The organism is Saprospiraceae bacterium (genome assembly GCA_016717265.1).
Lineage (GTDB): Bacteria > Bacteroidota > Bacteroidia > Chitinophagales > Saprospiraceae > Vicinibacter.
Window position 1 is genome coordinate 2,307,955 of the sequence record JADKFX010000001.1, and the last position, 25,849, is coordinate 2,333,803.

General features: G+C 32.7%; 26 protein-coding genes. 4 read left to right on the top strand and 22 right to left on the bottom strand.

Annotation, left to right across the window (positions count from 1 at the left end; translation table 11 throughout):
• Positions 1 to 565: 565 nt before the first annotated feature.
• Positions 566 to 985 carry a nucleoside-diphosphate kinase gene (locus IPO86_08815; protein ID MBK9728202.1) on the bottom strand — a complete coding sequence of 140 codons (420 nt, stop codon included), beginning with the start codon at positions 983 to 985 and terminating at the stop codon, positions 566 to 568.
• Positions 986 to 1,116: 131 nt separating this feature from the next.
• Here IPO86_08815 and IPO86_08820 point away from each other — a divergent pair, with 131 nt between their 5' ends.
• From IPO86_08820 to prfB, 3 genes are all read left to right on the top strand, one after another.
• On the top strand, positions 1,117 to 2,121 hold the full coding sequence (locus tag IPO86_08820; GenBank protein MBK9728203.1) for a DHH family phosphoesterase: 1,005 nt from the start codon (positions 1,117 to 1,119) through the stop codon (positions 2,119 to 2,121).
• Between the two features lie 18 nt (positions 2,122 to 2,139).
• The gene (locus tag IPO86_08825) at positions 2,140 to 3,036 is read left to right on the top strand and encodes an FKBP-type peptidyl-prolyl cis-trans isomerase (protein ID MBK9728204.1); all 897 of its coding nucleotides are present in this window, start codon (positions 2,140 to 2,142) and stop codon (positions 3,034 to 3,036) included.
• Between the two features lie 77 nt (positions 3,037 to 3,113).
• A protein-coding gene (gene prfB, locus IPO86_08830; protein ID MBK9728205.1) for a peptide chain release factor 2 occupies positions 3,114 to 4,215 on the top strand; the annotation gives its coding sequence in 2 pieces (ribosomal slippage) (positions 3,114 to 3,161 and positions 3,163 to 4,215; 1,101 coding nt in all).
• A 9-nt stretch (positions 4,216 to 4,224) separates the two neighbouring features.
• On the opposite strand, the gene IPO86_08835 is transcribed toward prfB, so the two are convergent.
• Entirely contained in the window at positions 4,225 to 4,533 is a 309-nt protein-coding gene (locus IPO86_08835) for a divalent-cation tolerance protein CutA (GenBank protein ID MBK9728206.1), read from the bottom strand.
• Positions 4,530 to 6,605: a polyphosphate kinase 1 gene (gene ppk1, locus IPO86_08840; protein ID MBK9728207.1), complete on the bottom strand. Its 2,076-nt coding sequence runs from the start codon at positions 6,603 to 6,605 to the stop codon at positions 4,530 to 4,532. The genes IPO86_08835 and ppk1 overlap by 4 nt, the downstream gene beginning before the upstream one ends.
• Before the next feature lie 95 nt (positions 6,606 to 6,700).
• Here ppk1 and IPO86_08845 point away from each other — a divergent pair, with 95 nt between their 5' ends.
• Entirely contained in the window at positions 6,701 to 7,462 is a 762-nt protein-coding gene (locus tag IPO86_08845; GenBank protein ID MBK9728208.1) for a triose-phosphate isomerase, read from the top strand.
• A 79-nt stretch (positions 7,463 to 7,541) separates the two neighbouring features.
• Here the strand turns inward: IPO86_08845 and IPO86_08850 are convergent, their stop codons facing one another.
• The 19 genes from IPO86_08850 to IPO86_08940 all read right to left on the bottom strand — a co-directional run bounded on the left by IPO86_08850 (position 7,542) and on the right by IPO86_08940 (position 25,741).
• Complete coding sequence (locus tag IPO86_08850) at positions 7,542 to 7,874, bottom strand: hypothetical protein (GenBank protein ID MBK9728209.1); 333 nt, start codon at positions 7,872 to 7,874, stop codon at positions 7,542 to 7,544.
• 120 nt (positions 7,875 to 7,994) lie between these two features.
• Positions 7,995 to 8,480, bottom strand: coding sequence for a DinB family protein (locus IPO86_08855; protein ID MBK9728210.1), 486 nt, complete (start codon positions 8,478 to 8,480; stop codon positions 7,995 to 7,997).
• A 124-nt stretch (positions 8,481 to 8,604) separates the two neighbouring features.
• Positions 8,605 to 9,483, bottom strand: coding sequence for a hypothetical protein (locus IPO86_08860; GenBank protein ID MBK9728211.1), 879 nt, complete (start codon positions 9,481 to 9,483; stop codon positions 8,605 to 8,607).
• A gap of 286 nt (positions 9,484 to 9,769) precedes the next feature.
• Positions 9,770 to 10,735, bottom strand: a complete 966-nt coding sequence (locus IPO86_08865) for an NAD(P)-dependent alcohol dehydrogenase (protein MBK9728212.1) — start codon at positions 10,733 to 10,735, stop codon at positions 9,770 to 9,772.
• 317 nt (positions 10,736 to 11,052) lie between these two features.
• Positions 11,053 to 11,433, bottom strand: coding sequence for a hypothetical protein (locus tag IPO86_08870; GenBank protein ID MBK9728213.1), 381 nt, complete (start codon positions 11,431 to 11,433; stop codon positions 11,053 to 11,055).
• Between the two features lie 406 nt (positions 11,434 to 11,839).
• On the bottom strand, positions 11,840 to 13,114 hold the full coding sequence (locus IPO86_08875) for an HlyC/CorC family transporter (protein ID MBK9728214.1): 1,275 nt from the start codon (positions 13,112 to 13,114) through the stop codon (positions 11,840 to 11,842).
• Positions 13,115 to 13,795: 681 nt separating this feature from the next.
• Entirely contained in the window at positions 13,796 to 14,278 is a 483-nt protein-coding gene (locus IPO86_08880) for a hypothetical protein (protein MBK9728215.1), read from the bottom strand.
• Positions 14,279 to 14,287: 9 nt separating this feature from the next.
• Positions 14,288 to 15,562 carry a S41 family peptidase gene (locus tag IPO86_08885; protein MBK9728216.1) on the bottom strand — a complete coding sequence of 425 codons (1,275 nt, stop codon included), beginning with the start codon at positions 15,560 to 15,562 and terminating at the stop codon, positions 14,288 to 14,290.
• 741 nt (positions 15,563 to 16,303) lie between these two features.
• Entirely contained in the window at positions 16,304 to 16,672 is a 369-nt protein-coding gene (locus IPO86_08890) for a DoxX family protein (protein MBK9728217.1), read from the bottom strand.
• Positions 16,659 to 17,078: an SRPBCC domain-containing protein gene (locus IPO86_08895; protein MBK9728218.1), complete on the bottom strand. Its 420-nt coding sequence runs from the start codon at positions 17,076 to 17,078 to the stop codon at positions 16,659 to 16,661. The genes IPO86_08890 and IPO86_08895 overlap by 14 nt, the downstream gene beginning before the upstream one ends.
• Positions 17,079 to 17,083: 5 nt before the next feature.
• Positions 17,084 to 17,587, bottom strand: coding sequence for an SRPBCC domain-containing protein (locus tag IPO86_08900; protein MBK9728219.1), 504 nt, complete (start codon positions 17,585 to 17,587; stop codon positions 17,084 to 17,086).
• A 94-nt stretch (positions 17,588 to 17,681) separates the two neighbouring features.
• Positions 17,682 to 17,942 carry a hypothetical protein gene (locus IPO86_08905; GenBank protein MBK9728220.1) on the bottom strand — a complete coding sequence of 87 codons (261 nt, stop codon included), beginning with the start codon at positions 17,940 to 17,942 and terminating at the stop codon, positions 17,682 to 17,684.
• Positions 17,920 to 18,264, bottom strand: coding sequence for a winged helix-turn-helix transcriptional regulator (locus IPO86_08910; GenBank protein ID MBK9728221.1), 345 nt, complete (start codon positions 18,262 to 18,264; stop codon positions 17,920 to 17,922). The genes IPO86_08905 and IPO86_08910 overlap by 23 nt, the downstream gene beginning before the upstream one ends.
• Before the next feature lie 453 nt (positions 18,265 to 18,717).
• On the bottom strand, positions 18,718 to 19,275 hold the full coding sequence (locus IPO86_08915) for a hypothetical protein (protein MBK9728222.1): 558 nt from the start codon (positions 19,273 to 19,275) through the stop codon (positions 18,718 to 18,720).
• 94 nt (positions 19,276 to 19,369) lie between these two features.
• A complete protein-coding gene (locus IPO86_08920) occupies positions 19,370 to 19,648 on the bottom strand; it encodes a hypothetical protein (GenBank protein ID MBK9728223.1) in 279 nt (92 codons plus the stop codon).
• A 366-nt stretch (positions 19,649 to 20,014) separates the two neighbouring features.
• Positions 20,015 to 22,258: a hypothetical protein gene (locus IPO86_08925; GenBank protein ID MBK9728224.1), complete on the bottom strand. Its 2,244-nt coding sequence runs from the start codon at positions 22,256 to 22,258 to the stop codon at positions 20,015 to 20,017.
• 268 nt (positions 22,259 to 22,526) lie between these two features.
• Complete coding sequence (locus IPO86_08930; GenBank protein MBK9728225.1) at positions 22,527 to 23,096, bottom strand: DUF4256 domain-containing protein; 570 nt, start codon at positions 23,094 to 23,096, stop codon at positions 22,527 to 22,529.
• Positions 23,097 to 23,430: 334 nt separating this feature from the next.
• Complete coding sequence (locus tag IPO86_08935; GenBank protein MBK9728226.1) at positions 23,431 to 25,251, bottom strand: hypothetical protein; 1,821 nt, start codon at positions 25,249 to 25,251, stop codon at positions 23,431 to 23,433.
• A 4-nt stretch (positions 25,252 to 25,255) separates the two neighbouring features.
• The gene (locus IPO86_08940; GenBank protein ID MBK9728227.1) at positions 25,256 to 25,741 is read right to left on the bottom strand and encodes a T9SS type A sorting domain-containing protein; all 486 of its coding nucleotides are present in this window, start codon (positions 25,739 to 25,741) and stop codon (positions 25,256 to 25,258) included.
• Positions 25,742 to 25,849 lie beyond the last annotated feature (108 nt).

A 25,849-nucleotide genomic window follows, 5' to 3' on the forward strand; every position in this document is an offset into this window, starting at 1 on the left:
TACGGCAAAAAGGAAGGTATAAATTCTTGTGAATTTATACTTAGTTTGGGACATAGATATCCCTTTGTCATTATACACCAACATACTACTACTGAATTTATGATAAAATAGTTTAAAATATTCTATCGTGCCAAATATACAAAAAGTCTTAACAGTTTATTTAATTTTAACAGTTTTATATTTCGTTTGATTAATTGCTTGCGCAAAGGCATTTTTTGAATGCCGCCTCTAAAAATTCATTTAGATTAACTATCCTTTTCATTTGCAGATAGTTATAATGGGCAACACATTTGTAATGCCTAATGAAAATTTAAAGTGCTTCGAATCGGTTTAATCCTGATGTAGCAATATGAATTCATGGTAGCTTGAAAAAAATAGTTGGTCGGATGTAGTTTAGATGAAAACTAAATCGGGATGACGACAACTAAAATTAAAACTAAGCTTGAAACCTAGGGAGTTTAAAGTTTGTAGTATTTGGTTTCTTTAGGGTAGTCAAATTTAGGCTAAAGCATTTCAAAGGCAACTATCAAATTTAAATCGATAACCAACTAAGTTCTTAAATTTTTTAGAAGATTTCTGTACCTGCAAAATGAAAATTGCCTTCAATTTGGGCATTTTCATCAGAATCTGAGCCATGTACTGCATTTTCTCCAACATTGCGCGCGTATAAAGCACGAATCGTTCCTGGTTCAGCTTTGGAAGGGTCGGTTGCTCCAATTAATTTTCTAAAATCTTCTACCGCATTGTCTTTTTCAAGAATTGCGGCTACTATCGGACCAGATGACATAAAATCGACTAATTCACCATAAAATGGACGGGCTGCATGAACTTCATAAAATTCACCCGCTTTTTCTTTAGATAATTTGGTGTATTTTAAAGCAACAATTTTGAAACCTGCATTGCAAATTTTATCAAGTATTGCGCCAATATATCCTGAATGCACTGCATCCGGTTTAATCATAGTAAATGTTCTGTTTGTTGCCATTTTAATAATTTTGAGCGGCAAATCTATGGCGTTTATTGATTTTTAATGCTTCTAATCTGCAATTTTGAGCACTTATTAACATATAAAAAGGAAAATGCCTGCAGTTTTTTATAGATTTTTGTATCCGTTTTATGGAGCAACTTCCTCAACTTAAATCTCTCTTAGCAATTCCTAAGTCCTGCGTAATTCTTTCACATAGGAATCCTGATGGTGATGCCCTGGGTTCTAGTTTAGCTTTAAGTTTGTTTTTGCAATCCATGAATCATCAGGTTCGTGTAATTTTTCCAAGTGATTTTCCAGTTAATTTTGAATGGATGCCTCAAACAGAGGAGATCCTTATTTTTGATATGAATCAAAAATTGGTGGAAGAAACCATTAAATCAGCAGATCTTATATTTTGTTTGGATTTTAATTCATTGGATCGAATAGATCGGATTGCCCCATTTATACTTGAACGCAATGTGCCGAAAGTAATGATTGATCATCATATTGATCCAGAACCATTTGCAGATCTGGTTTTTAGTTATGATACCTTAAGTTCAACGTCTGAAATAATATATGATTTGATCAGGGAAATAAATCCTGCAAAACTGAAGTCAAAGTTAATTTTGGAATGTTTGTATACGGGTTTAATGACGGATACAGGTTCTTTTCATCATGCTACGAGTCCGAAAGTATTTCAGATGATGGCAGAAATGAAATCCAATGGATTGGATGATACCAGGATTCAAGAACTTGTAAATAATAGTCAGCCTGATAAATATTTAAGATTATTAGGACATTGTCTTCATAATAGAATGGAATTGATACCAGAACATCAATTTGGATTAATTTATTTAACAAAGGAAGATTACCGTAATTATGATATTCGAAGAGGGGATACAGAAGGCATCATTAATTACCTGATGATGTTAAAATCTATAAGAATTGGAGCTTTGGTAATGAATCAACCTACGATTGTAAAATTATCCTTAAGATCAAAAGGTGATTACTCCGTTCAACAAGTTTGTCGCCAGCATTTTAATGGAGGAGGACATCGAAATGCTTCGGGAGGTTCCTCAAAATCGAGTTTGGAAGATACCTTACAAAAGTTAAAAGAAGTGATTGCTCAAACGCATATAAATGTTTATAATTAAATAATTAATAATTAATCAATGAAAAAATTAACGGTATTATTCTTTTTAGGAATTTTAGTGATGACCACTATGAATTCTTGCAAAAGTGCAAAACAAAAAACGATGAATGGATTTGACATGATGTTCCTTAATGACCAGTCAGGTGACTTGGTAAAAGAAGGAGATTATGTTTATTTCAGATATCATGTAAGAAGTAAAGATTCATTAATCTTTTCTTCTACAATGCAAACACCTGTCATCAAATTCAAATTACCTAAACTTGAAAAAGTAGAACAAAAGAATGCGCAACCTATTACAGAGGCATTGCATCTTATGTCAAAAGGGGATAGCATTGTGGTGTATCAAACATTGGATGACCAAATGAAAAAATCAATTGGCATTCCAAATGTTGAAATTCTTGAGTTTCATGTTTTTCTTGAAGATGTAAAAAATGAAGCAGATTATCAATCAGATATTGCGGAAGATCAAAAACAACAAGCAGAACAGGGTAAGATTTTAATGGAGCAAGCTTCTGGAATTGCAGAGAATGCAAAACAAATCTTAAGTGATTACAAAGCAAAAAAATTGGATGCAAATATTATTAAAACAGCTTCCGGATTAAAATATATCGTTCATGATGCAGGTACAGGAGCAAAAGCAGAAGTTGGCAGTCCTGTATCGGTAAATTATTATGGTATGTTAATGGATGGCACCCGTTTTGATGATTCCTGGTCACGGGGTCAGGCATTTACATTTCCACTTGGTAAAGGTCAGGTAATTAAAGGATGGGATGAAGGTGTGGCAAATTTGAATGAAGGTGCAAAAGCAACTTTGTTTATTCCTGCTGAGTTAGGATATGGAGCGGAAGGTTCACCTCCTGCAATTCCAGGTAATTCAGAATTGATGTTTTACATCGAGGTTAATAAAGTAAAGTAATCAATCTATAAATTACAAAAGAGGAATCGGTGAATAAAAATTGGTTCCTCTTTTTTTATTCATTTTAAATCAAATCTATGACCGTAGATCAATTAAAAGATTTAAAGAAAAGACTCAGTGAGTTAAGGAGGTTTCTTTGACATCGATCAAAAGAAATTAGAAGTAGAAGATAAAGAACAGCAAACGCTGAATCCTGATTTTTGGACGCAATCCAATAAGGCCGAACTTATTATGAAAGAGATAAAAATGGCTAAAAAATGGATGTCATCTTATCAACATGTTGAATCCAATGTAGAAGATTTGGTTGTCTTATTGGAATTTTTTGATGCTGGTGAAGCGACTGAGGAAGAATTAGAAAAAAAGTATCAGGAATGCATTCAATTAATAGACGATATTGAATTCCGTTCAACCCTAAATAAACCAGAAGACGAGTTAAGTTGTGTGCTGGAGATTAATGCGGGTGCAGGAGGTACGGAGTCCTGTGATTGGTCAGCTATGTTATTAAGAATGTACCAGATGTGGGGCGAAAGAAATGGGTTTAAAGTGAGCCAAATTAATTACCAGGCTGGAGAAGCTGCAGGAATTAAAACGGCTGAAATCGAAATTAATGGAGATTATGCATATGGAATGTTGAAGGGCGAAAATGGCGTTCATCGACTTGTGCGTGTCAGTCCATTTAACTCACAAGGTAAACGAATGACCTCTTTTTCCTCTGTATTCGTCCATCCATTAATTGACAATCGGATTGAGGTAACTATAAACACGGATGATTTAGAATGGGACACTTTCCGATCGAGTGGTGCAGGTGGCCAGCATGTCAATAAAACAGAATCTGCTGTGCGGGTACGGCATTTGCCGAGCGGTCTCGTTGTTGAATGCCAGCAAGAACGCTCACAACATCAAAATCGGGAGAAAGCCTTACAGTTATTAAAATCCAAATTATACGAAAAGGAGCTGGAAAAGCTAGCTATGGAAAGAGATAAGGTAGAAGCTACTAAAATGAAAAACGAATGGGGCTCTCAAATCCGATCTTATGTTCTGGATGACCGAAGGGTTAAAGATCATAGAACTGGCTATCAAACAAGTCAAACGGATCTCGTATTAGATGGATATATTGACGATTTTTTAAAATCTTATATGATGAATAAAACAGAAGGTAGCCCTGCTGAAGAAGATTAAAATGTCTGCTTAAGCCAAGTTTGTTTTCATCCATTCAAAATAGGATTTATTAACCTGTACGTTCGTTTGTATGATACATGGAATTTCATATGGGTGATATTCTAGAATTAAATTCTTAGCCTTCTTTTTTTTAGAATCCAATGTTTTTACAAGAAGCGCAATTTCTTTAGAATTTACAATTTTCCCATTCCATTGGAATAAGGAATCTACAGGAATTAATTGTATACAGGCGGCAAATTTTTCCTTTAATAGTACTTTACTAATTTTTTTTGCTGAAAGTACATTTGGGAAAGGTATATATAAAAGGGTGATTTTCATTTCTCATTTTGTTCTTTAAAGTATTTGTAAGTTTCAATTTGGGATTGAAATTTTTTCTTTGGATCTGTTTTTATATATTTATTTATAAAATCATGGTGAATAGAACGAGCTTTGATATTGTCTTTTAATTGAAAATTAATATTATCAAGGATTATTTTCTTAATTGCCGGGTTGTAAATTGGAAATGCTGTTTCTATTCTGAAATGTAAATTTCTAACCATCCAATCTGCAGATGATAAAAAGATTTTTTCTTCACCATTATGATAAAAGTAATAGACCCTGCTATGTTCTAAATAACGATCTACGATGCTGATACCTTCAATATGTTCACTCAATTTATTTTTCCCAACTACCATACAACAAATGCCCCTTATAATCAATTGAACATGCACACCTGCCTGACTAGCATCGTATAATAAATTGATCATTTCAGTATCCTGAAGGTTATTTAATTTTAAGAGAATTCTAGCTTTTTTCCCTTGTTCAGCTTGTTCTTTTTCATATGCAATGAGCTCATGAATTTCATCATTTAAATTAAATTGACCAATTAAAAGATGTTTAAATGGTAAAGAGGGTATTTTAATGTTTTCTAAAAAACTAAAAAAACGATTTACCTCTGTTGTAATATTTTCATCCGTAGTAAAAAATCCATAATCCACATAAATTTTTGCTGTTTGTTCATGGAAATTTCCGGTTGATAAATAGGTATAATGTTTAATTTCGTCATTTTCCTTCCGGGATATTAGAGCTGTTTTGGCATGGACTTTTAAGCCTGGAAAACTATATCTGACTTTCACTCCTTGTTTTTCCATTTCTTCTCCCCAAGCAAGATTCGCCGCTTCATCAAATCGGGCTTTCACTTCAATAAATACAAAAACACTTTTACCTTCTGCGGCTGCATATTTTAGGGCATCCATAATTCTTGATTTTTTTGCCACCCGGTACTGTGTTACTTTTATTTGAGTAACATCAGGATCTTTTGAAGCTTGTTCAAAAAATTGTATAACAGGTTCATAATTATGAAATGGAAAGCATAATAAATGTTCCTGATTTCGGATTTGATCAAAAAAGTTTTCAGTATTTGCTAAGGCTTTATAATCAATTGGTTTTAGATTTCGGTTTTTTAATTCTTTCTTTCCAAAATCCGGAAAATGTATAAAATCAAAATTATTATGATATCGACCTTCTGGAGTTAAGTCGCCTCGATTAATTTCAAGTAGATTCAGGAAATAATCAAGCATTTCTTTAGGCATGGCATCATCATAAACGAGTCTGGATGCGGGTCCGATATTTCTTTTAATTAAGCTATTCTTAATTTTTTCCATTAAGTCTCCACTAAATTCATCTTCAATATATAATTCTGCATCCCGGGTAATTTTTATGGAATACGAATTAATTACATCAAATCCTGGAAATAGCCATTTAATGGAATAACGTACGATTTCATCTAATAAAATAATATCATGCCTGCCTTTCTCACTCGGTAGCTCAATGAATCTTGGAAGATGATCTGAAGGAATTTTTACAATGCCAAATTGATGTGCATTAATTTCAGCATCTTTATCCTTTAATATAATTGTTAAATATAATTCAGAATTATTGAGAAAGGGCTTTACTTTATTTCCAATCAGCAAAACAGGCTGTACAAATGGCAATAAATTTTCTTTGAAATAGATATCCAGAAATTGTTCTTGCGCTTTTGATATTTCCAATTGTGATAATAGAAATATATTATGAAGTCTTAATTCTGGTATTATTTGATTTTCAAAAATATCATTAAACTCAAGGAGATGTGTATTTGCTATTTTATATAATTGTTTTAAAAGTATATTCGGGTTATAATCTAATTGGCTTTTGGTATTTTTGCCCAACTTTTTAAGATTGCGGTGATGCGCTACCCGAATCCTAAAGAACTCACCAAGATTTGATGAATAGATAGCCAAAAATTTTAATCGTTCCAAAAGTGGTACTGATTTATCTTTAGCTTCTTGTAAAACTCTGTAATTAAAATTCAGCCAACTTATATCCCTGTCTATGTATTCGTAAGGAGAGGGGTTTTTATCCGGGGTCATATTGATGGTTTCGAAAAATTGAATCCCAAAATTAGGCCAAGTTAGATGGACCTGTGAATAATATTTACGTTAATAATTTAATAATTTTACGCATTATGAACCATTTCCTTAGAAAATCTCTTGTTGCAGCAAATTGGAAAATGAATATTCTTCCTACCGAAGCCAATGCTTTAGTCCGTCAATTAATAGATGTGGAATGGACTTCCAGATTGGATGTATTAATTTGTCCACCTTATACGCACCTTCCATATCTTATAGATCTAACAAAGGAAGGAATACTCATAGGGGCCCAAAATTGTCATATAAATTCATTTGGGGCTTACACAGGGGAAGTTTCAGCAGAAATGTTGGTTGATATCGCATGTTCGCATGTAATACTAGGTCATAGTGAGCGGAGAGCAGCCGATTTTAATGAAAACATGGTAGTTTCCAGGAAAATACAGCATGCTATAAATGCAGGTCTTGAAGTGGTCTATTGTTGTGGGGAAACCTTAGAAGTGCGAGAAAGTGGATCTGAAAATCAATTTGTTGCAAATCAATTATTGCTTGATTTAAAAGGGTTAGAGGCAGAAATGTTGGCACAATTGATTATAGCTTATGAACCAATATGGGCTATTGGTACTGGTATCAATGCCACGGCTCAACAAGCTCAAGCTATGCATTTATGGATCCGGGAACAGATTAGACATCTTTTTAATGAGCAATGTGCCAATAACATACGTATTATTTATGGCGGAAGCGTAAAGGCTTCAAATTCTGAATCTTTATCATTAATGCCAGATATAGACGGTGTTTTAGTTGGTGGAGCCAGCTTAATACCAAAGGAATTTCAAGAAATTATTAAGTACTTTTCCTAAAAATATATCAATCAGCTCTAATAAGATATACTTATCCGTTTCAAAGAAATAGAAAATTGTCAGTGCGATTCTGTTTAGACTAACATTTAATTGCAGCAACGGAAGCTTTTGCTGCAGCTAATGAGGCTTCCCAATCAGTTCGTGCTTGACCTGTCAAAGTGGCGCAATTCCCATAAGGTTCCAATGCATTCACATAAGCTTGTGCGGCATTTTTATAGGTATTGCAAGTGGTAGTTGATGGATTTGAAGCGTAGGCTTGAGCGGCTGCATTCAGGGTGTTAAGTTCATCCTGTAATTCATCAGCATAAGCAATAGAACATGGTTTCGTGCCACCATCATCATCTCCACCACAAGAACTGGAAAACAAGCATATACTTGCAACCAATAATGTAAAAAGCATTTTAAATTTCATAATAGAGTAATTTATTTTTTATTAAAAACTATAAATGCAGACAAGGATTACAAATATATTTAAAATTTTCTGTTTTAAGAATTTTTTATAAAAAAAAGAGATTTATTCTGTTTTAAACATTCATTTCATCAAATTTATCTTAATGTTTTCCATTTGTCGTTTATGTCTTAGAATATGTACAATGGCATGTTCCGTTATTTGCTCTATATCGTATATTTGACCCCAGGATGTTTTGATTTTTAAAGCATTGTCAGATTGTTCTAATTCATGGTCATGGATTTCATTGAAAACGGTTTCGGTGAAATTAAAAACCTTGGTCAAATCTTCAATATATTCTGAAACGTTTTCGTGGAATGATTTCTCTGGCCGATCCAAATTTTTAAATTTTAAATTCTGAATACTAATTGCGTAGCCATAACCCGAGCTTATTACATGGGACAAAATAGATTGAATCGTTTTGCAATTTACATCCGTTGTTTTCACATCCAGTGGTACTGTTAAAGCGCTATTTGGAATATTGCTTACAACAGTTATTAATTCTTCAATTGCTTTTTCGTAAACGTCAAGCAAGGCTCCTTTGGCACCATTTCTGATCTGTTTAGACATATTTTATAAATATTTAAATTTTGCTGTGGCAAGAATGCTTCATGTATATCGATTTTGATTAATTTCTTTAAAGTGGCAATTATTATACTGTATTGATCTAGATAAATTGAATTGAGCTAATGGCTTACCATGCGGTAAGTACCTTTGTTACTTCAGGGTGGACTTCAGAATTCAGAAAGGCAGCAAATTCAGAATCATTCATTTTTGCTTTATGCAATAATAGCCCTGTCCATAATTTTGCCAAAACCTGTTCTCCACCTGCTTCATATATATTTTTACTTGCAACATGCAATTTGCATTGATACCAACCATAATTCCGAGGATCCATATTGTCATATCGATTTTCGAAATCAGTCAAGCTTGTAAAATTGAAACCTTTTGTACCGTTGGCTACGACCATTTCTGGAAATATTTCTAATGCAGGTAAATTCGTGGGTTCGTTTGTAGCGATATAAGTATGGAGCATTATATTGCAGAACAATTCTTGCATCCAAAGTCTTTGCATTGTTAAACCCGCTTGTTCATGGAATCCATGTCCTAATTCATGTAAGGCCAATAAATCAAAAAATGGCATCATGCTTAATGAACCAGAAGGATTGGAATATGTTTGTTTTATTTTTGAGGCTAATTCTGTTGGTAGCTGCTCAAGTGGCGGTATAAAACTTTTCCAAAAATCATTATCTTCTGATGCGATTATTAGTCTTTCTTTATCAGGATAATGGGGCATTCCATAGACCGGAAATGTGGCATATTTTTTCCAATGCTCAGGGTTTAAAATAAAAAGACTAACGGTGGGTGTAAATCCTACCAATCCATGTACATATTGAATTGTTTTTTCACATCTGCCAACAATAATTTTAGCCCTTGCTTCATTTCCCGGACTATAATACGCCTTCATTGAATACCCTTTTAATTCGTTTAGGTCTGTAAAAGATTGAGCATCCAAAGTAAGTATGCATGCCGGGAATATAAATAGTATTATAAAAAAAATGGCACTTTTCATGTTCTTTATATTAGTTTTTTAGAATCTTTATTTTTAAAATAGGTGCTCACTAAAATGCTTGTCGTAAATCCTTTTAAAATCACATTTTATAGGATTCGCTTTTCAGATTTTCAATATTGCCTTCTAAAATGTAGTCGGTTCCTAAGACTATAGGAATTGCAATCAAACAAAAATAATAGTTTAATTTTAATCTTTCAAATGAATTTACTTTTTATACTTAAACATTTATATTGGCTGTTAAGTTATCATAAGTAAATTAATAAATGTTAGGTCGTTCTACAATTATTTAAGCTATAACTTTTATGACTACGTTTCCAATTTTTTGACCAGTTTCAACATATTTATAGGCTTCAACGATTTGATCTAATGAATAAACCCGATCGATTACTGGTTTGAATTGTCCGGTTTCTACAAGATTTTTTAAAAAATTTACGTCTGCTTTATTGATTGTTGGTATAGGGAATAAGACTTTTTTTTTGCCAAAGAAAGCGGTTATTAGGGCTAGAAATATATTTTGTGACATATATCCAAGCTCTGTCGACATATAGATTCCATCGTACTTAAGTATTGCTTTACAGTTTCCAAAAGAGCTTTTACCTACTGCATCAAAAACTACATCAAATTTCTTAGTACGTTTTGTAAAATCTTCTTTAGTATAGTCAATGACATCATCAGCACCTAATGATTTTACCAGTTCGATGGAATGCGTAGCACAAACTGCTGTTACTTCTGCGCCAAAATATTTTGCAAGTTGAACGGCAGATGAACCAATACCACCGGTAGCACCATTTATTAAAACCTGTTGTCCATTTTTGATTTTTGCAGCTCGAATATCACAAAGTGCATAATGAGCACCTTCTATAATCGGGGCCGATTCTAAATACGATAGTTTAGTTGGCATCGTTGTTATGGCATCATCTTCTTGCATAAGCATGTACTCAGCATGGGCTCCAAAGCTTTTATCATTATATCCAAACACCCGATCTCCAATGTTGAACGACTTTACATCTTTGCCCATGGTTTCAATCTCTCCTGCAAATTCGCTTCCCAGGATCTTATTTTTCGGCCTAAATAGACCACTAAAAAATCGGACTATAAAATACTCGGCACTTCTAAATCCGCAATCGGTTCGATTTACAGTGGTCGCATGAATTTTAATTAGGACTTCATTGTCTTTTGGAGTAGGTTTATGTGCATTCGTAATTTTGACAACTTCAGGTGGACCATATTTTGTATAGATACTTGCTTTCATTTGAAATTTTATTAAATTGGATAGTTTAAATTATTTATGAGTGAAAATACGATTATAACCATGACCCAATAAATTTATTTTATTTATTATTTTTCTTGTGTTAAATATTTTTGAAATCCTTTTTGCCATATTCTGTTTTTATGGTTTTGCGTTTTCGATTGAAAGCAATACAAAAGTATGGCATTCATTGAATTAATGCATGTATTCATGCAATTCAGATAGGAGCTTTTATTAAAATTTGTGTGATATTGAAGTCAAAAAAAAACCCTCTTCAGTTCTTTGAAGAGGGCTTTTTATGGTTTGTGTTTGGATCTTAATCAATGACATCTGGCAATGCATGTCCTGTAATTATTGCAAGCTGTTGTCTCGCACCAAATGCGATTTGCTGGTGGTACATGTCGACAAATATTTAAATGTCTCTTCAATTTATTTAGACAAGCAGCCTTACAAGAAGCTGGATTTGGAATTTGAAAAGCAGCAAACGTAATGAGCGCTATATTAAAAGAATCGTTTTCTAAGGCCGCAGTATCCAATGCATTATAATATGCAAGTTCACTTAAGCCTGTTATTTGTGAATCTTTAATAGCTAATGATTTCTCAATGGCAATTAAGCGGTTTTCAATTTCTGGCTGTTTTCCATCATTGCAGGAATTCAGGAAAAATAGGGCAAAGGCGAAAGGAAGAATTAATTTTTTCATAATTATTTGTTTAAGGTTGATTAATGATTACAATTATTTATTTCAATGTTATTTTTAAGGATTCGTTTTTATTTATCGAGAATATAAATAAGACTTAGTTTTAAATGTATTTGTGATAGCCATTTGTTTTTATAATTATTCAAATTCTAGCTGAATGCAAAATTGGAGCCTTTCTTGAGATTTGACAATACCTCTAAAGTGCCATTTTTTGTATGGTACTTTAGGAGTGTATAGGAAACTATTTTAATAGGTGGAATGCACTTTTTGGTACCGAAAATATTAGAAACTATTGGGAAGTATATTTTGAATAAAAAAGTTTTTTGGTAAACTTTTTAGAATTCGTATTTCAATGCGATGTTCAATTTAAACGATTTAGTTATAATCTAGACTAAGGTTTTATTGTACTTTATTTTTTAGTGACAAGGATTTTATCAATCCGTTGTCCATCTTTGTCTATGATTTCGAGTTCGTATTTATCAAAATCAAATTTTTCCCCAATTTCAGGCAAAGTGTTATTTTTGTAAATTACCAATCCTGCAACTGTAGTGAATTTATTCTGATAGTTTTCATCTAGTTCGATATCAAAATATTTCACAAAATCAAAAATGGAATATTGTCCATCTACGAACCAGCTATTTTCATTTCTTTGGGTAATTTGGTATTCGTCTTGATCATTTTCTGTGACTTCTCCAATTAATGCATCTACCACATCATCCATCGTTACAATTCCTATGGTTGTGCCATATTCATCTACTACAATACCATAATGCATTTTTTCTTTTTTAAATAGTTCTAAGACTTTGTAAGCATAAGTATTTTCGTTCAGATACAGCGGATTTTTAACATAATCCAGAATATTAAATTCTTTGTCTGCAGTAGGTGTAAATAAATCTTTTAGTAGCACGATTCCTAGAATATCATCTAAATTATTACTTTGTGTGACGGGATACGCGGAATGTTTTTCTTGATTGATTTTGAATTTAATTTCTTCCCAAGTATCGCTCGTAGTGAAGTAAACAATTTCGCCACGGTGCGTAAAAAGTGTATTTACCTTTCGGTCTCCCATTTCAAAAACGCGTTCCATGATATTATGCTCAATATCTTGAATTTCTCCTCCTTCAGCACTTTCCTTAATAATGGATTTTATTTCTTCTTCAGAAACTTTACTTTCACTTGTTTTTTTAATTCCAATTAGTTTTAAAAGAATTTCGTTAGTGGATGTTAATAGCCAAACAAATGGGGAAGTGACCACAGAAATTATTTGCATTGGTCTTGCTAATCTTATGGCAATGGGTTCAGGGAATGTCATTCCTAATCTTTTAGGTAGTAGTTCGCCCAAAATAATGGACAAATAAGTTACAAAAATTACAACCGCACCTGTAGCGATATAATTAGCATATGGGATCAGTGGTTCAAATGTGATCAAATAGGCTGTAACATTTTTTGTCAGATTTTCATCGCTGTAAACTCCTAATAAGATTCCAATCAAAGTAATCCCTATTTGGACGGTTGATAAAAACTTAGAAGGATTTTCCGAAAGTTCTAATGCTGTTTTTGCTCCTTTACTACCTTTCCTTTTAGCATTTTCTAACTTAAATTTCCGGGAAGATACTAAGGACATTTCTGACATTGAGAAAATGCCATTTATTAATATAAGTGTTAAAATTATTAAGATTACCATTCGTTTTGCTAAATAGTCTATAGGTTTTGTATGATTTTACCTCGAAACCATTCTAAATTAATATGCATATTTTTTATTTGCAAGACGCAAATATACTGCTCTAAAGTGATTTGAATTCGGTATCATAATCTGGAAAACGCAATTTCGTAAGGTTTTTTGATATATTAGGCCTATTTTGTAGCTAAGATGTAATTTATATTTTTTATTCTCAGAATCCTGGTTTTCTAGCCATATCATTTAATTTTAGTCCATTTAATGTCATAAGTCCTTGTTAAATCATTCGTTCAGCTCGTTCCTTGTTGGGTTTACTCCATTTGCTTTTTTAAGATTTCTTGGAGTAAAGTTCAAATAGTAAATTCCACATCCTTTTTTTTACCTAAACTATCTATCCAACCAAAACATATTGCTTCTTCAGTAGTTTCCATTAAATTGTTGCTTTGTACTTTACTTTTTTGTGATACAAAATTAGCCAAACAGATTTTTCGGTTTGACAATTATATCGTAACCATTCACGTCATTCCAACCTTGTTTTAGCATAGATTGCACGTTTCCCATCTTTAGTTTCCATGAGCTATTTAATATGCATATTTTTTGCCTAATTTGGATACTTAATAATAGATTTAATTATACGAAATTATTTGAATTATTTAAATTTTCAAAGAATTTCTGATTTCAATATGTTTAGGCAACCTTAGAATATGATAAATGCAGTGCACGTGCAGAAGCGATTACACAAAGAAAACCTTGGATTATTCTAAAATTTTCTCCAAGCACCCAATTTTTTGCTAATGCCATAGTTTTAACGGGCTCTAAATTTATTCCATTCCCCCAAAATAAATAATTATTGATAGGTAAAAAGTAGAACATAGTAAATAAAAATGCTGCTATCGTTAGAACAAAGTGAACACTCAACATATAAATAATTTTTTTATCGTTTCTTAAGTAAGCTATGAAGCTAATAAGCGAAATGATAACAGTGGCTGGGACAATTATTCGGAAGAAAACTCCAGGATCTGCATTTTTAAAAAAAGATCTATAATTTAGGAGCAATTCAATATTGCCATATTTCCAGTTTGACATTATTACAAAATAGTCAAATATATGTCCGGTTAAATAGCTAACTGAAAATATAAAATTAAGCCAAAGTAAAATTTGTTTTGTCATAATACAATTTTAGCGAGATTTATTTTCATTAATGAATTCTATAGTTTTCTTTAAAACAAGATCTTCGTTATTTAGTATGTTGTGTAAACTTGGTTTAATCTCTATGTCTGGCTTAACCCCGGCACCAGTGTTTTGAATTTTATTCGTTACTTGCATTTGGTGTGTTGCTTTGAAAACATTTAGTTTTGTATTGGGCAAGCTGAAAAAACCTTCACCACCTGATAAAATTACATCATTTCCGCCTGTTTCCGAACCTATTAATTTGCCCCTGTTGTAGATTTTTATTAAGGATGCAAAGATTCCAGAGTTTGAAAAACTTCCACCATTTATAAGGACAACTATATTTCCTTGGTAAATGTATCCGGAAGGCTTCTGGGTTTTAGTCAAGCTTTTAGCAGCATTTATTAATTTATGATGCTTATTAAAAGTCTTGACTGAATAGAAATAATTAAAGGAATGATTCAGTAAATGTTTTAGTAAATAAATTCCGTTCTGTCCATCGCCCCCTTGATTGCCTCTTAAGTCAATGATGAGATTTTTCGTTTTGCTTAATTCTAATTGTTTAATAAAAACATCAATTTCTTTTCTAAATTTTTGTTTATATTCTGATTTAAGTAAATTGTTGCTCCAGGTTCGTAAGGAAAGTAGCATATAATTTTGGTTTTCATCATACTGCCATGAAATGCCTTTCTCAAAATCTATTCTATCATATCTCAAAGGTAGGCTTTCGCCTCTTCTTTTTTTAATGGAATTAAGAGGTAATGCAGCTATATTTTTATTTGCAACAACATTCAATGAATTCTTTATTTCCAACAAGTAATAGCTTTTAAATCCAAATAGAAATCCATAGTAAGACCTAAAATAGTTTTGTGAAATCCATTCAGGATAATGTAAGTTGTTACCGTCGCGAACTTGATGAGAGACTAAATAATTAAATAAATCTATAGATTTTACTCCATTTATGGATATGATTTCATCTCCAGGTTGAATACTAGCGTCGTTACTAAAATTTTGAGTTACATAAAACTTTTGGTCATAGACTGTAAAATTGATTGGAAAGTATAATGAATTCTCTTTATGAAATGTTTGTAGTGGCAGACTTGGAAGAATGTAATTATGACCATCTTGTATAGTTGGTTGAATGGTACAAATATATTGATAAAATTCTGTGGCGGTCATTGGCTTGTCAATTGCAACATACATTTTATTAAATATTGAATCGACTATAAATTTTGGATTATACAAGAATAGGTTTGGATTCTGGTTTTCCAACTGGGTTTTCATAAATAAGAAATCAGTTTTTAATTGGTCTATTGAATATAAGAGTTCAGAGTCTGTGGTTTGGCTAAAAATTTTGCCCGAAACGAAGAAGAATGCTATTATATATTTTAGATACATTAAATTTGATTTAACTTGTAGTTTGTTAACTTTGGGAACATGTTGAAATATTTTTTATATCTTGAATTGATTGATTATTATTCAAATATAGCTAAAAAATTAACTTTATTTAGGTAATAATTAATTTACTTGAAATTGTATTTTGTTGATTTAGTTGAAATCTCATCCAGTTAGAAGTACTAATTTAGAATTATAAATATGTCTTTTGCATTTTTTTATTTTGAGTTTTAAATATATTTGAATATTATTTTTTAAATAAAAATTTTGTATGCTTTTATCTAGTTCTTCAATGGCATAACGAAGCATTATCCGCTGCATGGTAGCGGCATGTTTGTTTAAAAATCTATCAATTTTTGGGGCTCTTTATTTCCTTCTTTCCGGACCCAACTACCAACCGTTTTTTTGCTAAATCTTGTTTGTCATTAACAAATATTTCTGCAATTTTAAAAGTTACTTCCAAGTCGTCGGCACGAAATTGCGAGATACCTTTAATCGTAAAGTGCAACTGAAATCCGTTCATGTAGCCTTTTAAAGGATTCAGGATCTTTGCCTGGAATTGAAACTGAATTCATATAAAACACATTAGTATTATTTTACAGCTTTATGGATTCCATTTTTGTGAATTTATTATACTGTTGGATTTAATTTATGATAGCTTACATATGAGAGCGTCAATATGGCTATAACTATTATTGGAATTAAAGTTGTTGTTCCAATCCCATATACAACAATAATACTTACCAATGCTGCAATAAAGTCAAATGTAAAGCCTGCATATGCCCACTCTTTAATTCTGGAAGGAATCTTAGGAATCATCAAAACGAAGCCACCAAAAAATTTAAAAACAGCCAACATAATTCCAAAGTAAGTAGGGTAGCCTAATTGATTCATGGCATCTTTTGTGTCTTCAGCATGGATAGTCAAAATAGGCATAATACCTTGCGTTAAAAAGAGAAAGCTTGTTGTTACCCAAAACAAGATTTTAGTTATTTTCATTATCTATATATTTTTTAAAATTATTCATGATGGATTGCCAACCAAATTGTTGTAATTCAATGGTGTTTTGTGTTTCTGCATCAAACGTTTGACTAATAAAAACTTCATTGTCATGTGTACTAAAAGTTATTATTGAAGTTCTTCCATCCGCCATAGTATATTCTATTAGTTCATTTATTTTAATGCAGTCATAAATGCCATTAAAATCAAAGCCGAAACTTCCATCTTTAGCTTCCATTCTAAAACTAAATGTTCCTCCTGCTTCCAAATTATTTTCCACTTTAGTTGTATGCCAATCATCCGATGCATGGTTCCATTGCAGGATATCATTTGGTGTGGTCCACGCTTTCCATACATTTTCAATCGAAGCAATTACGGTAGTGTTTACTGTAATTTTTGTTGTCATAATAATTATTTTATTTGTTTTGTAAAATATCTGTCTAAGCCTTCCATAGCCATGGTTAAGCCATCTTTGAAGCCCATTTGAATAGTTGCTTCAAGTTGTTCTAAATCAGGATATGTAATGTATAATTCAACGAATGTATGTGGATCTTTGTTAATAAATTTTACTTCCCATTTTGATTGCGGTAAATTTTGGTTTATGTTCCCATCAATATCTGCAAATGCATCGAGTCCTGTGAACACATGATAGATTTGAATATGTTCGTAATCAGCCCATGCCCAATGTTCCTCACCTGCTGGTCCAACCATTGCATAATGCCAATGACCGCCTTCTCTGAAGTCCATTGATTTTGTTTTCGTTTTCCATGGTTCAGGCGCCCACCATTGGTCAAGTATTTCTGGTTTCGTATAAGCATCCCAAACTAAAGGACACGCGGCTGCAAATTCTCTTTTTACTGAAATTGAATTATTCTCTTTGTTTACAGTAAATTCCATTAATAATTTTTGAGTCATATTTTTAGATTTATTTATTGTTTTTAAAAGTTTATCTATTTTTTTGAAAGCCTTCATTCATTCCTCTTTCCATACCAAATTGTATCATTCCATCTCAGTCTTCCACAGACTTAAAAACAAATTGAATGTGTAATTTGCATCGGTTATTTGGCAAGGTGGATAAAGTTAATAATTCTAATGAAACATGGTAGCGTTCAGAGAGTCCTTCAAATTCAAATGTTCGAATCATTCTTTCAGTTTCTGATACTTCGGGAATCACCCCATTGAAGCCAAAGCTTAAGCCACTACCATTGAAATCTGAATGAATAAATCTATAAGAACCGTGCGATATACTATCTAACTTTTCTATTTCCATGCTTTTTGTTTTTTAAATTGAGTAATACCTTGTCAAGTTGGTTAAACCGGTCTTCCCACATTTTTTGAAAGGGCGCTAACCAGTCGGCAATTTCTTTCATTTTTTTAGGATTAAAATGATAGTAAATTTCTCGGCCATTTTGTTCCTGAAATATAAGTTGACATTCGGTTAATATTTTTATGTGCTTTGAAACAGCTTGTCTACTCGTTTCAAAATGTTCCGTAAGTGCATTCGGGGTCATTGCATGTAAAGCAATAAGCCCAAGAATTGCTCTCCTTGTCGGATCTGCAATTGCTTGGAAAACGTCGCGTCTTATTTCCATATTATTAATTGGCAACTATGTGGTTGCAAATATATGTGCAATTACGTGGTTGCACAAAATATTTCTGTAATTATTTTAAAAATATTTTAAATTAATTATACATAACTGTATTTGCAAGGTGTTTCTTTCCAGGTTTAAAGCAATTTTTTAAGGTTTAGTTGAAATTCTAAGAGTTGGATTCTATTTTAAATCTAACCAACATCAATTGGCATATAGTCAAATTTTCAGCTAGCCTATTTAAACTTAATTTGGATCAGTGTAGCGAAATATTTTGATTTTCAGAATATTCGCTAGGTTTGATTTAAATAGTGCTAATCTGAAATTTAAATCTTTGCTTTTTTTAATTTATGGAGTATTTCAGCTTTTGCACAATTGGTTCAACTGGACTCCTCCAATTTACCTATCTGTATTATAGATACTCGTGGTAGAACTGATTATGGACTATTTATTGTATTAATTTTTGACAATCGGATTTGATGCTGAAGATGTTGATTTGAAATTCAAAAACATATATATTGACCAAATTACTCCAAGCAATTGAATTCCAGAATATGCAAGTACATTTGAAATATTTTCAAATGAATAAGTACCCTTAATAACGCTTAGGTAAATAAAGAAAAATGGAATACAGGTTACGGCGGACAAAAATCGAACCCAAACAGGAAAAAATTTACCAATGCTTATTAGCAATAATGCTGGAAGTAAAGGTAATATAATCGTTGCCATTTTATCTTCATTGATAGCATTGAATGCACTTGAAGCGAAGGATACGCCATATGCAATTCCTAAAAGTGTAAATCCAGCAGGGACTATGTGAAATCCTTTTGTGCCGATATATCTACTTGCTAAAACACTAGCCATTATTGCCGCAGCATCGCCCATTTGCCAACAAGTCATTTGCCAGAAACTTTCAGGTGAAAATGTAGAACCCGCAATGCCTAATGCGAAGTTTATTGTATATCCGACACTCATTAAAATTAAAAGTAAAGGAATTTCATTAATGTTTTTCATTATCGATTTTGTTTAGTTTATACTTGTTTAATCTAAGTTAATTTAAATGTACTAAATTACAAAATGGATTTAATCTTATCTAATGCTTGATATTTTAATGGTAATCACCAAAGATCATATTGACAAGTAGAAAAACCAAAATTATTGCCCAGGGTCCGATGCCCATCCAGAGTGCTAGTTTTATGTTTGATTTAACTAAGGTAACATAGAGGCCTGCGAATCCAAGGCATAAAAAAAGAAAAGCATATAAAGCGGTTGCTGTAGACGAATACTTGCTCGTTTGCAATACATTGATAACATTTAGGAAAAAGCGAATGCCGAGATAAATATTAACCGATGAAATGAGGATACATAGAATTTTAGCAATTGTCATAAAAATGAATTACTGAATGAAGCGGTTAAGGTATATATTATAATTTGATTTTATAGTAGTTGGATCTTGAAAAATATAAAATATTTGAAGTATCACTATTTTTAATATGGAATTTGTAAACTATTTAAATTATCATGCTAATCAATGATCTTGCATGGTGTATAAATAATTCCTTTTCTTGAAAAATCCAGATGTTCAATGTGTTTAGAATACAACTGTTTTATTGGAAATTGATTACTCTTTGAACAATAAATTATAAATGTTCTTAAAACTGTGGATTGTTTAAGTGGCTTTTAATTTATATAATATCTAAATATTTTGCCAAGACCCAAAATTGGAGTAGAGCAAAGCCAGGATTAAATCAATTTAATTCAGAATGCAGACTCTATTTACAAACTGAACTCCACCGACATTTAAATGTAGGAAATAGATACCACTATGTTTTGGTGTATTAATTTCAATCCGTTGCACACCACCTTCATTGTTAATTTGCTGATTTAAAACCTGTTTTCCATAAATGTCGAACCATGTACAATAGAGTGGGCTAGGGATGTTGTTTTGAAGCATTAAATAGCTGGATCCATTTTCTGAGATTAGATTTGGAGTATATAGATTAATTTGATTTTCAATATTGCCAGATTGATTAAATCTTCGAGTAAAACGATGATTGTCAGCATATTCCGGACTTGCTTTTTTAAGATTGTATAATTCGATACAAAGCGTATCTTTTAATGTGCAATTGTTATCTGTAATTGTCCATTCAAAGCAATAGGTACCGTAGTTATAAGCTGAAATTTTTGTTCCAGGATTAGTTGGGTCTAAAATCGTAACATTATAAGGACCACTGATTAACTTCCAAATACCATTTGGATTTGGCAATGCATCCAGATAAGCTGATAAGCCTCTCTGTGAATAATCCGGACCAGCTATCGTTTTTTCTAAGAATACGGGTATACATTTAATACAACTTGTTCCGCAATCCACATTATAGGATGCACATATTTTTCCGGTATCTCCGGCGTTAAATGTCCAGTTTACATCTACAATAGCGCTGTCAATTTTAGATATAATTTGTCCTCCATCAACAGTCCAATTATAAAAATTTACATTTTTTGGAATGAAAGTATCAATTCGATATTTGCCAATGCGATTGAAGCAATATACGGACGTTCCAGTGAGTGGGAAGCACTCCGGGGTTATATTTCCTTCATCTATGGACTCACAAAAAGTTTTTGTACAAAAAGATACTTCAGAATCTATTACGGTGATTACAGTTACGGTTAAGCAATACTCTTCAGACAGTGTGTTAACTAACAATCGTTCTTCCTTGCTGATAATTTTAGAAGGATCCCTTTTTTTATACCAACTGTAATCAAATTCATAGGTTTCACCGGCATCGCAAGTTTTTATTATGCTTACATTCGGTACGAGCTCAATCATTCCGTTAATACAATTTGCCGACCAAGTTGGCTCGAAGTTGGCATTTATTACAGTCAATATAATGGTGCTATCGCATCTATACGGATTTGTTGTTTTTGGTAAAATCTCGTTTGATCTAACCAAGCATGGGAAATGTTTTTTTCCAAGTAAATCTGAATACGGTTCATTATTACAACTTATATAATACACTATTTCTGGATTCGGGAATTCAAGTACCGTAAATTGTACTACGGAGTCAAAATCACAACAGCCAGACTTAAGTTTTGCTCTATAGGTTCCGGAACTATATATTTTCTGTGAATGCCATGAAAATCCTTTAGGATTTGCGGATTCCCAACATATGTTTCTGGGAGTTCCGATTCTATCTGGAAGGCCTGAGACTTTCACAGTGGCACATTGTGGACCTTGTTGATCGCAAATTATGTTTTGATTTTTAGGATTCCGGATATAAGCGGTCACACAAAGCTGAAATTCACCATTATTAGGAAACCTATACTCAATTTCATTTTGGTATACTCCTTCGGTAATCGTTTGGCCATCAAGTTCCCAAACATAATATGAATTGCACGCATCACTAAGGTTTTCAATTCTAAAAGATTTATAGCAACCTGCGCACACCCCTGTAATGATGCGGCTAGCTTCATTATTGATATAACCGATCGGATCTAAAGTAGGAGCTGCACCGCCGGTCGTGTTAATTGTAAAATCACATATATCTCCATTACAACCATCAACCCATAAATAATATTCTGTGCATTGATATAAGGTTGCATTTACAGTTTCGACGGCACCTGGAGGAATACACGGATTGGAACGACAAACAACTTGATGCGCACATTTGCAATAACCCAAAATGCCAAATTCAAGCCCTTGACTATTTGAACAGGTGCCAACGGTAATTGTAACGGAAGCATTTCCTCCGTTGCCTAAAAATCCCCACCAGCTTGTATTTTCACTTTGTCCACCTTGCGAACAAATCGGGGAACATGAGCTGGGTATGGTACTAGAACTGGAGCATGTCAAGCCATCGATTTCATCCAATGAGCATAGGATATTGGCATTGCTGCAAGTTTGTGACATTGGAGGGCTGCACTGTGCCATTAAAGCCTGCGATGCAAGGAATAAAAAAATCAGTTGTAAAGTATTTTGTAAATATTTAATATGTACCATAAGAATAAGATCTGATTAAGACATAAAAAGCTGCTTAAGCATATAAATATACTGAAACTATAATTAATAAGAATTTTAAATTATTGGTAATGAGGTTTGTTTGCTATTTTTAAAACAACCGAAGCGTAAAATACTTTTTGGGGTAGTTTTTATTCAAAAATTAAAAGAGATAGAAAGAATTAGATTCCTGAAATGAATGCTGGTTCCCAAATTATGCAAATCCCTTTTTTAATATCCACATTTAAATTCTAAGTTGTCGTTGGAATCTTTAAACCCTTAACAAACCCCGGAAACCCCTTGCAGCATAATACGAAGAGGCACCATTGTGATAAACGAAAACATGATTATAACGAAAATCAGTAAAAAGAGCTCCACCAAGTTTTCTTATGTCAGGAGGTGTTTTCACCCAGCTAGATGTTTTTGTATCAAAAGTCCCAACTTTCTGTAAGTCTCTATATTGCGCCTCATTCAAAATTTCTATACCCATTGCTCCAGCCATATCGAGTGCATTATTTTCTGGTTTGAATTTCTTCCTGGAATCCAGCGCTTCCCGGTCGTAACAAACACTTCTGCGACCTTTTGGACTTTCTGCTGAGCAGTCATAAAATATGTATTCTTCTGTTTTTTTATCATAAGCAATCACATCCGGTTCTCCTCCTGTTATTTCCATTTCATTGAGCGACCATAGTTTTCCATTATTTGTTTCGAGTTTCTTTTGCACATTGGCCCATTCGAGCCCGTTATGCCGATTCATATTTTTTTCGAACCGGACTTTTAAAATGTTGATTAGTTCTTCACTTTGTTTAGTTGATAATTCCATTTTTTTACTAATTGTCATAATGTTAATTTAATAGTTGAAAATATCATACAATGGATACAATGTAAAGTTAAATAGAGCTTTTGTTTAGCCTTACTATTGGGGCAAAGGTATGCTGAAAATTGCATTCTCAAATAGATAGCGAGTGATTATAGTTTCTAAATTAAAGGCGTTAAAATAAAAACGACTTTCCATTGGATTTTTACAATCAATTAAAATTTATTTCCTATTAGATATTTTTGATGGAATACAATTATTTCCTCATTCTGTGTATTTGTAATATGAATTATTTTAATAAATCAATAAATAAATTGGAATTTAAAAACGCGAATAAAACTGATTATTAAAAATAAATTTATTTGTTTAGATATCTTGTTAATCTATTTGTAAGTTTTTGTTTTTCGGATCTGTAGGCATTTTTAGATTCTGCTGTTTGTATTTCATTCGCATCCCGAATCACTCGGTAGTCTTCATATCCTTTCCGAACACATTTAACTTCCCAGTCAAAAAGGTAATTGCCGTTTCCATTGAATAGTTCTTTTACTTTAAAACCTATATTTGTTTTATCCATCACTGCAAGACCTTTTGAATCTGAAGAACCTGGTGTTAAATTTACGGTCATTGTTTTTGAATTCGACACAATTTGAAAATCTTCGGAAAAAACAATCATAGCTTCACCATTTATAAGTTCTGCTGTACCTCTTACATACGCTGCAGCTTCGGGACCTTCTAAAGATGCATACCAGATTTCTTTGCCTGGTTTATTTGGATGTTTCATTCTGAAATTTTTGATATCGCCAAATAGGACACCTCTTTTGTTATTGTCAAGATACATTCCAGCTTCAATAGTAGCATCATTAAATATAGCTAGAAAACCATTATCCGGATTGTTAAGCAAATCGGTGGCAACGATATTTCTATTTCCTCCTGGGCCCCATAGTTCGAAATATCCTGCATTATCTGTTGTTTCAGAAAAATTAGAAACAGAAAAAAGCACATTAGGGTTGCCACTAAAGATTGCTAATTCTTCTCCTTGTATCCATGTTTTTCCATACACTGATAAGCCTATTTTATCATTTGGTGCAAAGATTAACATACCTTGTTGTCCTCCCTCACAAACAAGTCCAAATTCAGACCCATAAAATCTGCCACCGTCCAAACCGGTACCTAATACACCGGTATTGCCTGCTCCTACAAGTCCAAAATCATCTCCAGCTCCTAAGATACCCATATGTGTATTGGCAGGATTCCCACTTAATGTATCCATATTTCTAAACGGATTTTTACCTGCGCTACTTAATATCCCAATTCCGGAGTTTGCGCTTGTATTATAACTAACAGAAAATGGTCTGCGATGAGCAGTATCAATCGCTTCATCCAGCACTCGCATGACACCATTTTTCCTAGCCAGTCTCACATCTAATGGGAATTGTGGGTTATTATTTCCTATCCCTACAAATCCTGTATTTCTAAAAATGTTATTCCCGTTTAGCATCCAAAAATTCGTACTATTACTGTCGATTCCGGGTGTCCAGGAAGTGCCATTCCATTTTAAAACCTGACCTAATTGAGCATTTTGTTTTGCCAGTCCAATCGTGTTATTGTTAATATCAATTCCGGGTCCTGCTACATAATTTCCACCAGCATTATCAGAAGCAGGATTCCATCCTGTGCCATTCCATTTTAATACTTCACCAGATTGTGCATTCTGACTGGCTAAAGCAATTTTATTGTTTTGAATTGTTATTCCTTGTCCTTCTGTATAACTTACACTATTACCAGCATGCAAAGCATAAGGTACACTGATTAGCTCCTTTGTTGCAATAATTGTATAATTCGTTGCACCGGTTGGATCTGTTTCGGTTTTAATAAAATAGGGTCCATTTGCCCAATCTATTGTTGCAAAATTTCCAGTAATCGGTATGCCGGTACCAATTTCCAAACTAATTAATCCATTCGTATTGGTTATTGGATTGGGATTATAGATTTCTGAATAAACAGTAGTTCCAGTTGCGCTTTCTTTCAGAATACTTACACGCATTCCAACTGCTCCGTTACTTACTAATTGATTATTAGAATTTCGAACAACAGCCTGATAGCTTATTTTTTGTGGAATTTGAGCTATAATATTTATGCCGATTAATAGGAAAAGGGAGGTTTGAAGTATCTTTTTCATCTATTTAATTTTTAATAATTTTAAAACTTTTTAATTCTTGCTGGCCGCGATTGATTTTTAATATGTAAGTTCCATTCAAAAGTAAGTTTAAGTCAATTATAGTGTTTTTTGATTTGATTAATTCATTTTTTATCAGTTGTGCATTTAAATTATATATCTGATATTTTAAATTGGTTACATCCTCCATATTAATTTCCAAATTAAGTATTTGCTTCGTTGGATTTGGGAATGTATTAAAACGTAGGTTGATTTTGTCTTCTTGAGTACCTGTGATGATAAAGAACTCGAAAGGTTGTTGTAATCCTTGATTAAGATTTCCTGTAATACCGGAAGCAGAAATGTAATCGGGTTGACCAATGGAAAAACTTACGGATCCGGATGCAGAGCTTGCATTTCCTCCTGCGGATAAAGTATTAGATTGCGCTTCGATAGCAGGAGTTAAAAAACAAATGAGAAAGAGAAGGGTAGTACTGATTTTAAGAATCATCATGTTTTGAAATTTGAAAAATGAAACAAGGCATCAGCTAAAGATCATTTGACAAATATCACAAACATATACATCAAATCAGGTCAAATGATTCGGCTTTGTAATAATGCA

Excerpts from the sequence above, each read along its gene's own strand:
- IPO86_08845 (MBK9728208.1), top strand. The coding sequence starts at position 6,701 with ATGAACCATTTCCTTAGAAAATCTCTTGTTGCAGCAAATTGGAAAATG.
- IPO86_08815 (MBK9728202.1), bottom strand. The coding sequence starts at position 985 with ATGGCAACAAACAGAACATTTACTATGATTAAACCGGATGCAGTGCAT.
- IPO86_08880 (MBK9728215.1), bottom strand. The coding sequence starts at position 14,278 with ATGACAAAACAAATTTTACTTTGGCTTAATTTTATATTTTCAGTTAGC.
- IPO86_08900 (MBK9728219.1), bottom strand. The coding sequence starts at position 17,587 with ATGACTCAAAAATTATTAATGGAATTTACTGTAAACAAAGAGAATAAT.
- IPO86_08910 (MBK9728221.1), bottom strand. The coding sequence starts at position 18,264 with ATGGAAATAAGACGCGACGTTTTCCAAGCAATTGCAGATCCGACAAGG.
- IPO86_08835 (MBK9728206.1), bottom strand. The coding sequence starts at position 4,533 with ATGAAAATCACCCTTTTATATATACCTTTCCCAAATGTACTTTCAGCA.
- IPO86_08850 (MBK9728209.1), bottom strand. The coding sequence starts at position 7,874 with ATGAAATTTAAAATGCTTTTTACATTATTGGTTGCAAGTATATGCTTG.
- IPO86_08915 (MBK9728222.1), bottom strand. The coding sequence starts at position 19,275 with ATGAAAAACATTAATGAAATTCCTTTACTTTTAATTTTAATGAGTGTC.
- IPO86_08875 (MBK9728214.1), bottom strand. The coding sequence starts at position 13,114 with ATGGTAATCTTAATAATTTTAACACTTATATTAATAAATGGCATTTTC.
- IPO86_08855 (MBK9728210.1), bottom strand. The coding sequence starts at position 8,480 with ATGTCTAAACAGATCAGAAATGGTGCCAAAGGAGCCTTGCTTGACGTT.
- IPO86_08825 (MBK9728204.1), top strand. The coding sequence starts at position 2,140 with ATGAAAAAATTAACGGTATTATTCTTTTTAGGAATTTTAGTGATGACC.
- IPO86_08920 (MBK9728223.1), bottom strand. The coding sequence starts at position 19,648 with ATGACAATTGCTAAAATTCTATGTATCCTCATTTCATCGGTTAATATT.
- IPO86_08885 (MBK9728216.1), bottom strand. The coding sequence starts at position 15,562 with ATGAAAACCCAGTTGGAAAACCAGAATCCAAACCTATTCTTGTATAAT.
- IPO86_08895 (MBK9728218.1), bottom strand. The coding sequence starts at position 17,078 with ATGACAACAAAAATTACAGTAAACACTACCGTAATTGCTTCGATTGAA.
- IPO86_08930 (MBK9728225.1), bottom strand. The coding sequence starts at position 23,096 with ATGACAATTAGTAAAAAAATGGAATTATCAACTAAACAAAGTGAAGAA.
- IPO86_08865 (MBK9728212.1), bottom strand. The coding sequence starts at position 10,735 with ATGAAAGCAAGTATCTATACAAAATATGGTCCACCTGAAGTTGTCAAA.
- IPO86_08925 (MBK9728224.1), bottom strand. The coding sequence starts at position 22,258 with ATGGTACATATTAAATATTTACAAAATACTTTACAACTGATTTTTTTA.
- IPO86_08890 (MBK9728217.1), bottom strand. The coding sequence starts at position 16,672 with ATGAAAATAACTAAAATCTTGTTTTGGGTAACAACAAGCTTTCTCTTT.
- IPO86_08940 (MBK9728227.1), bottom strand. The coding sequence starts at position 25,741 with ATGATGATTCTTAAAATCAGTACTACCCTTCTCTTTCTCATTTGTTTT.
- IPO86_08820 (MBK9728203.1), top strand. The coding sequence starts at position 1,117 with ATGGAGCAACTTCCTCAACTTAAATCTCTCTTAGCAATTCCTAAGTCC.
- ppk1 (MBK9728207.1), bottom strand. The coding sequence starts at position 6,605 with ATGACCCCGGATAAAAACCCCTCTCCTTACGAATACATAGACAGGGAT.
- IPO86_08935 (MBK9728226.1), bottom strand. The coding sequence starts at position 25,251 with ATGAAAAAGATACTTCAAACCTCCCTTTTCCTATTAATCGGCATAAAT.
- IPO86_08860 (MBK9728211.1), bottom strand. The coding sequence starts at position 9,483 with ATGAAAAGTGCCATTTTTTTTATAATACTATTTATATTCCCGGCATGC.
- IPO86_08870 (MBK9728213.1), bottom strand. The coding sequence starts at position 11,433 with ATGAAAAAATTAATTCTTCCTTTCGCCTTTGCCCTATTTTTCCTGAAT.
- IPO86_08905 (MBK9728220.1), bottom strand. The coding sequence starts at position 17,942 with ATGGAAATAGAAAAGTTAGATAGTATATCGCACGGTTCTTATAGATTT.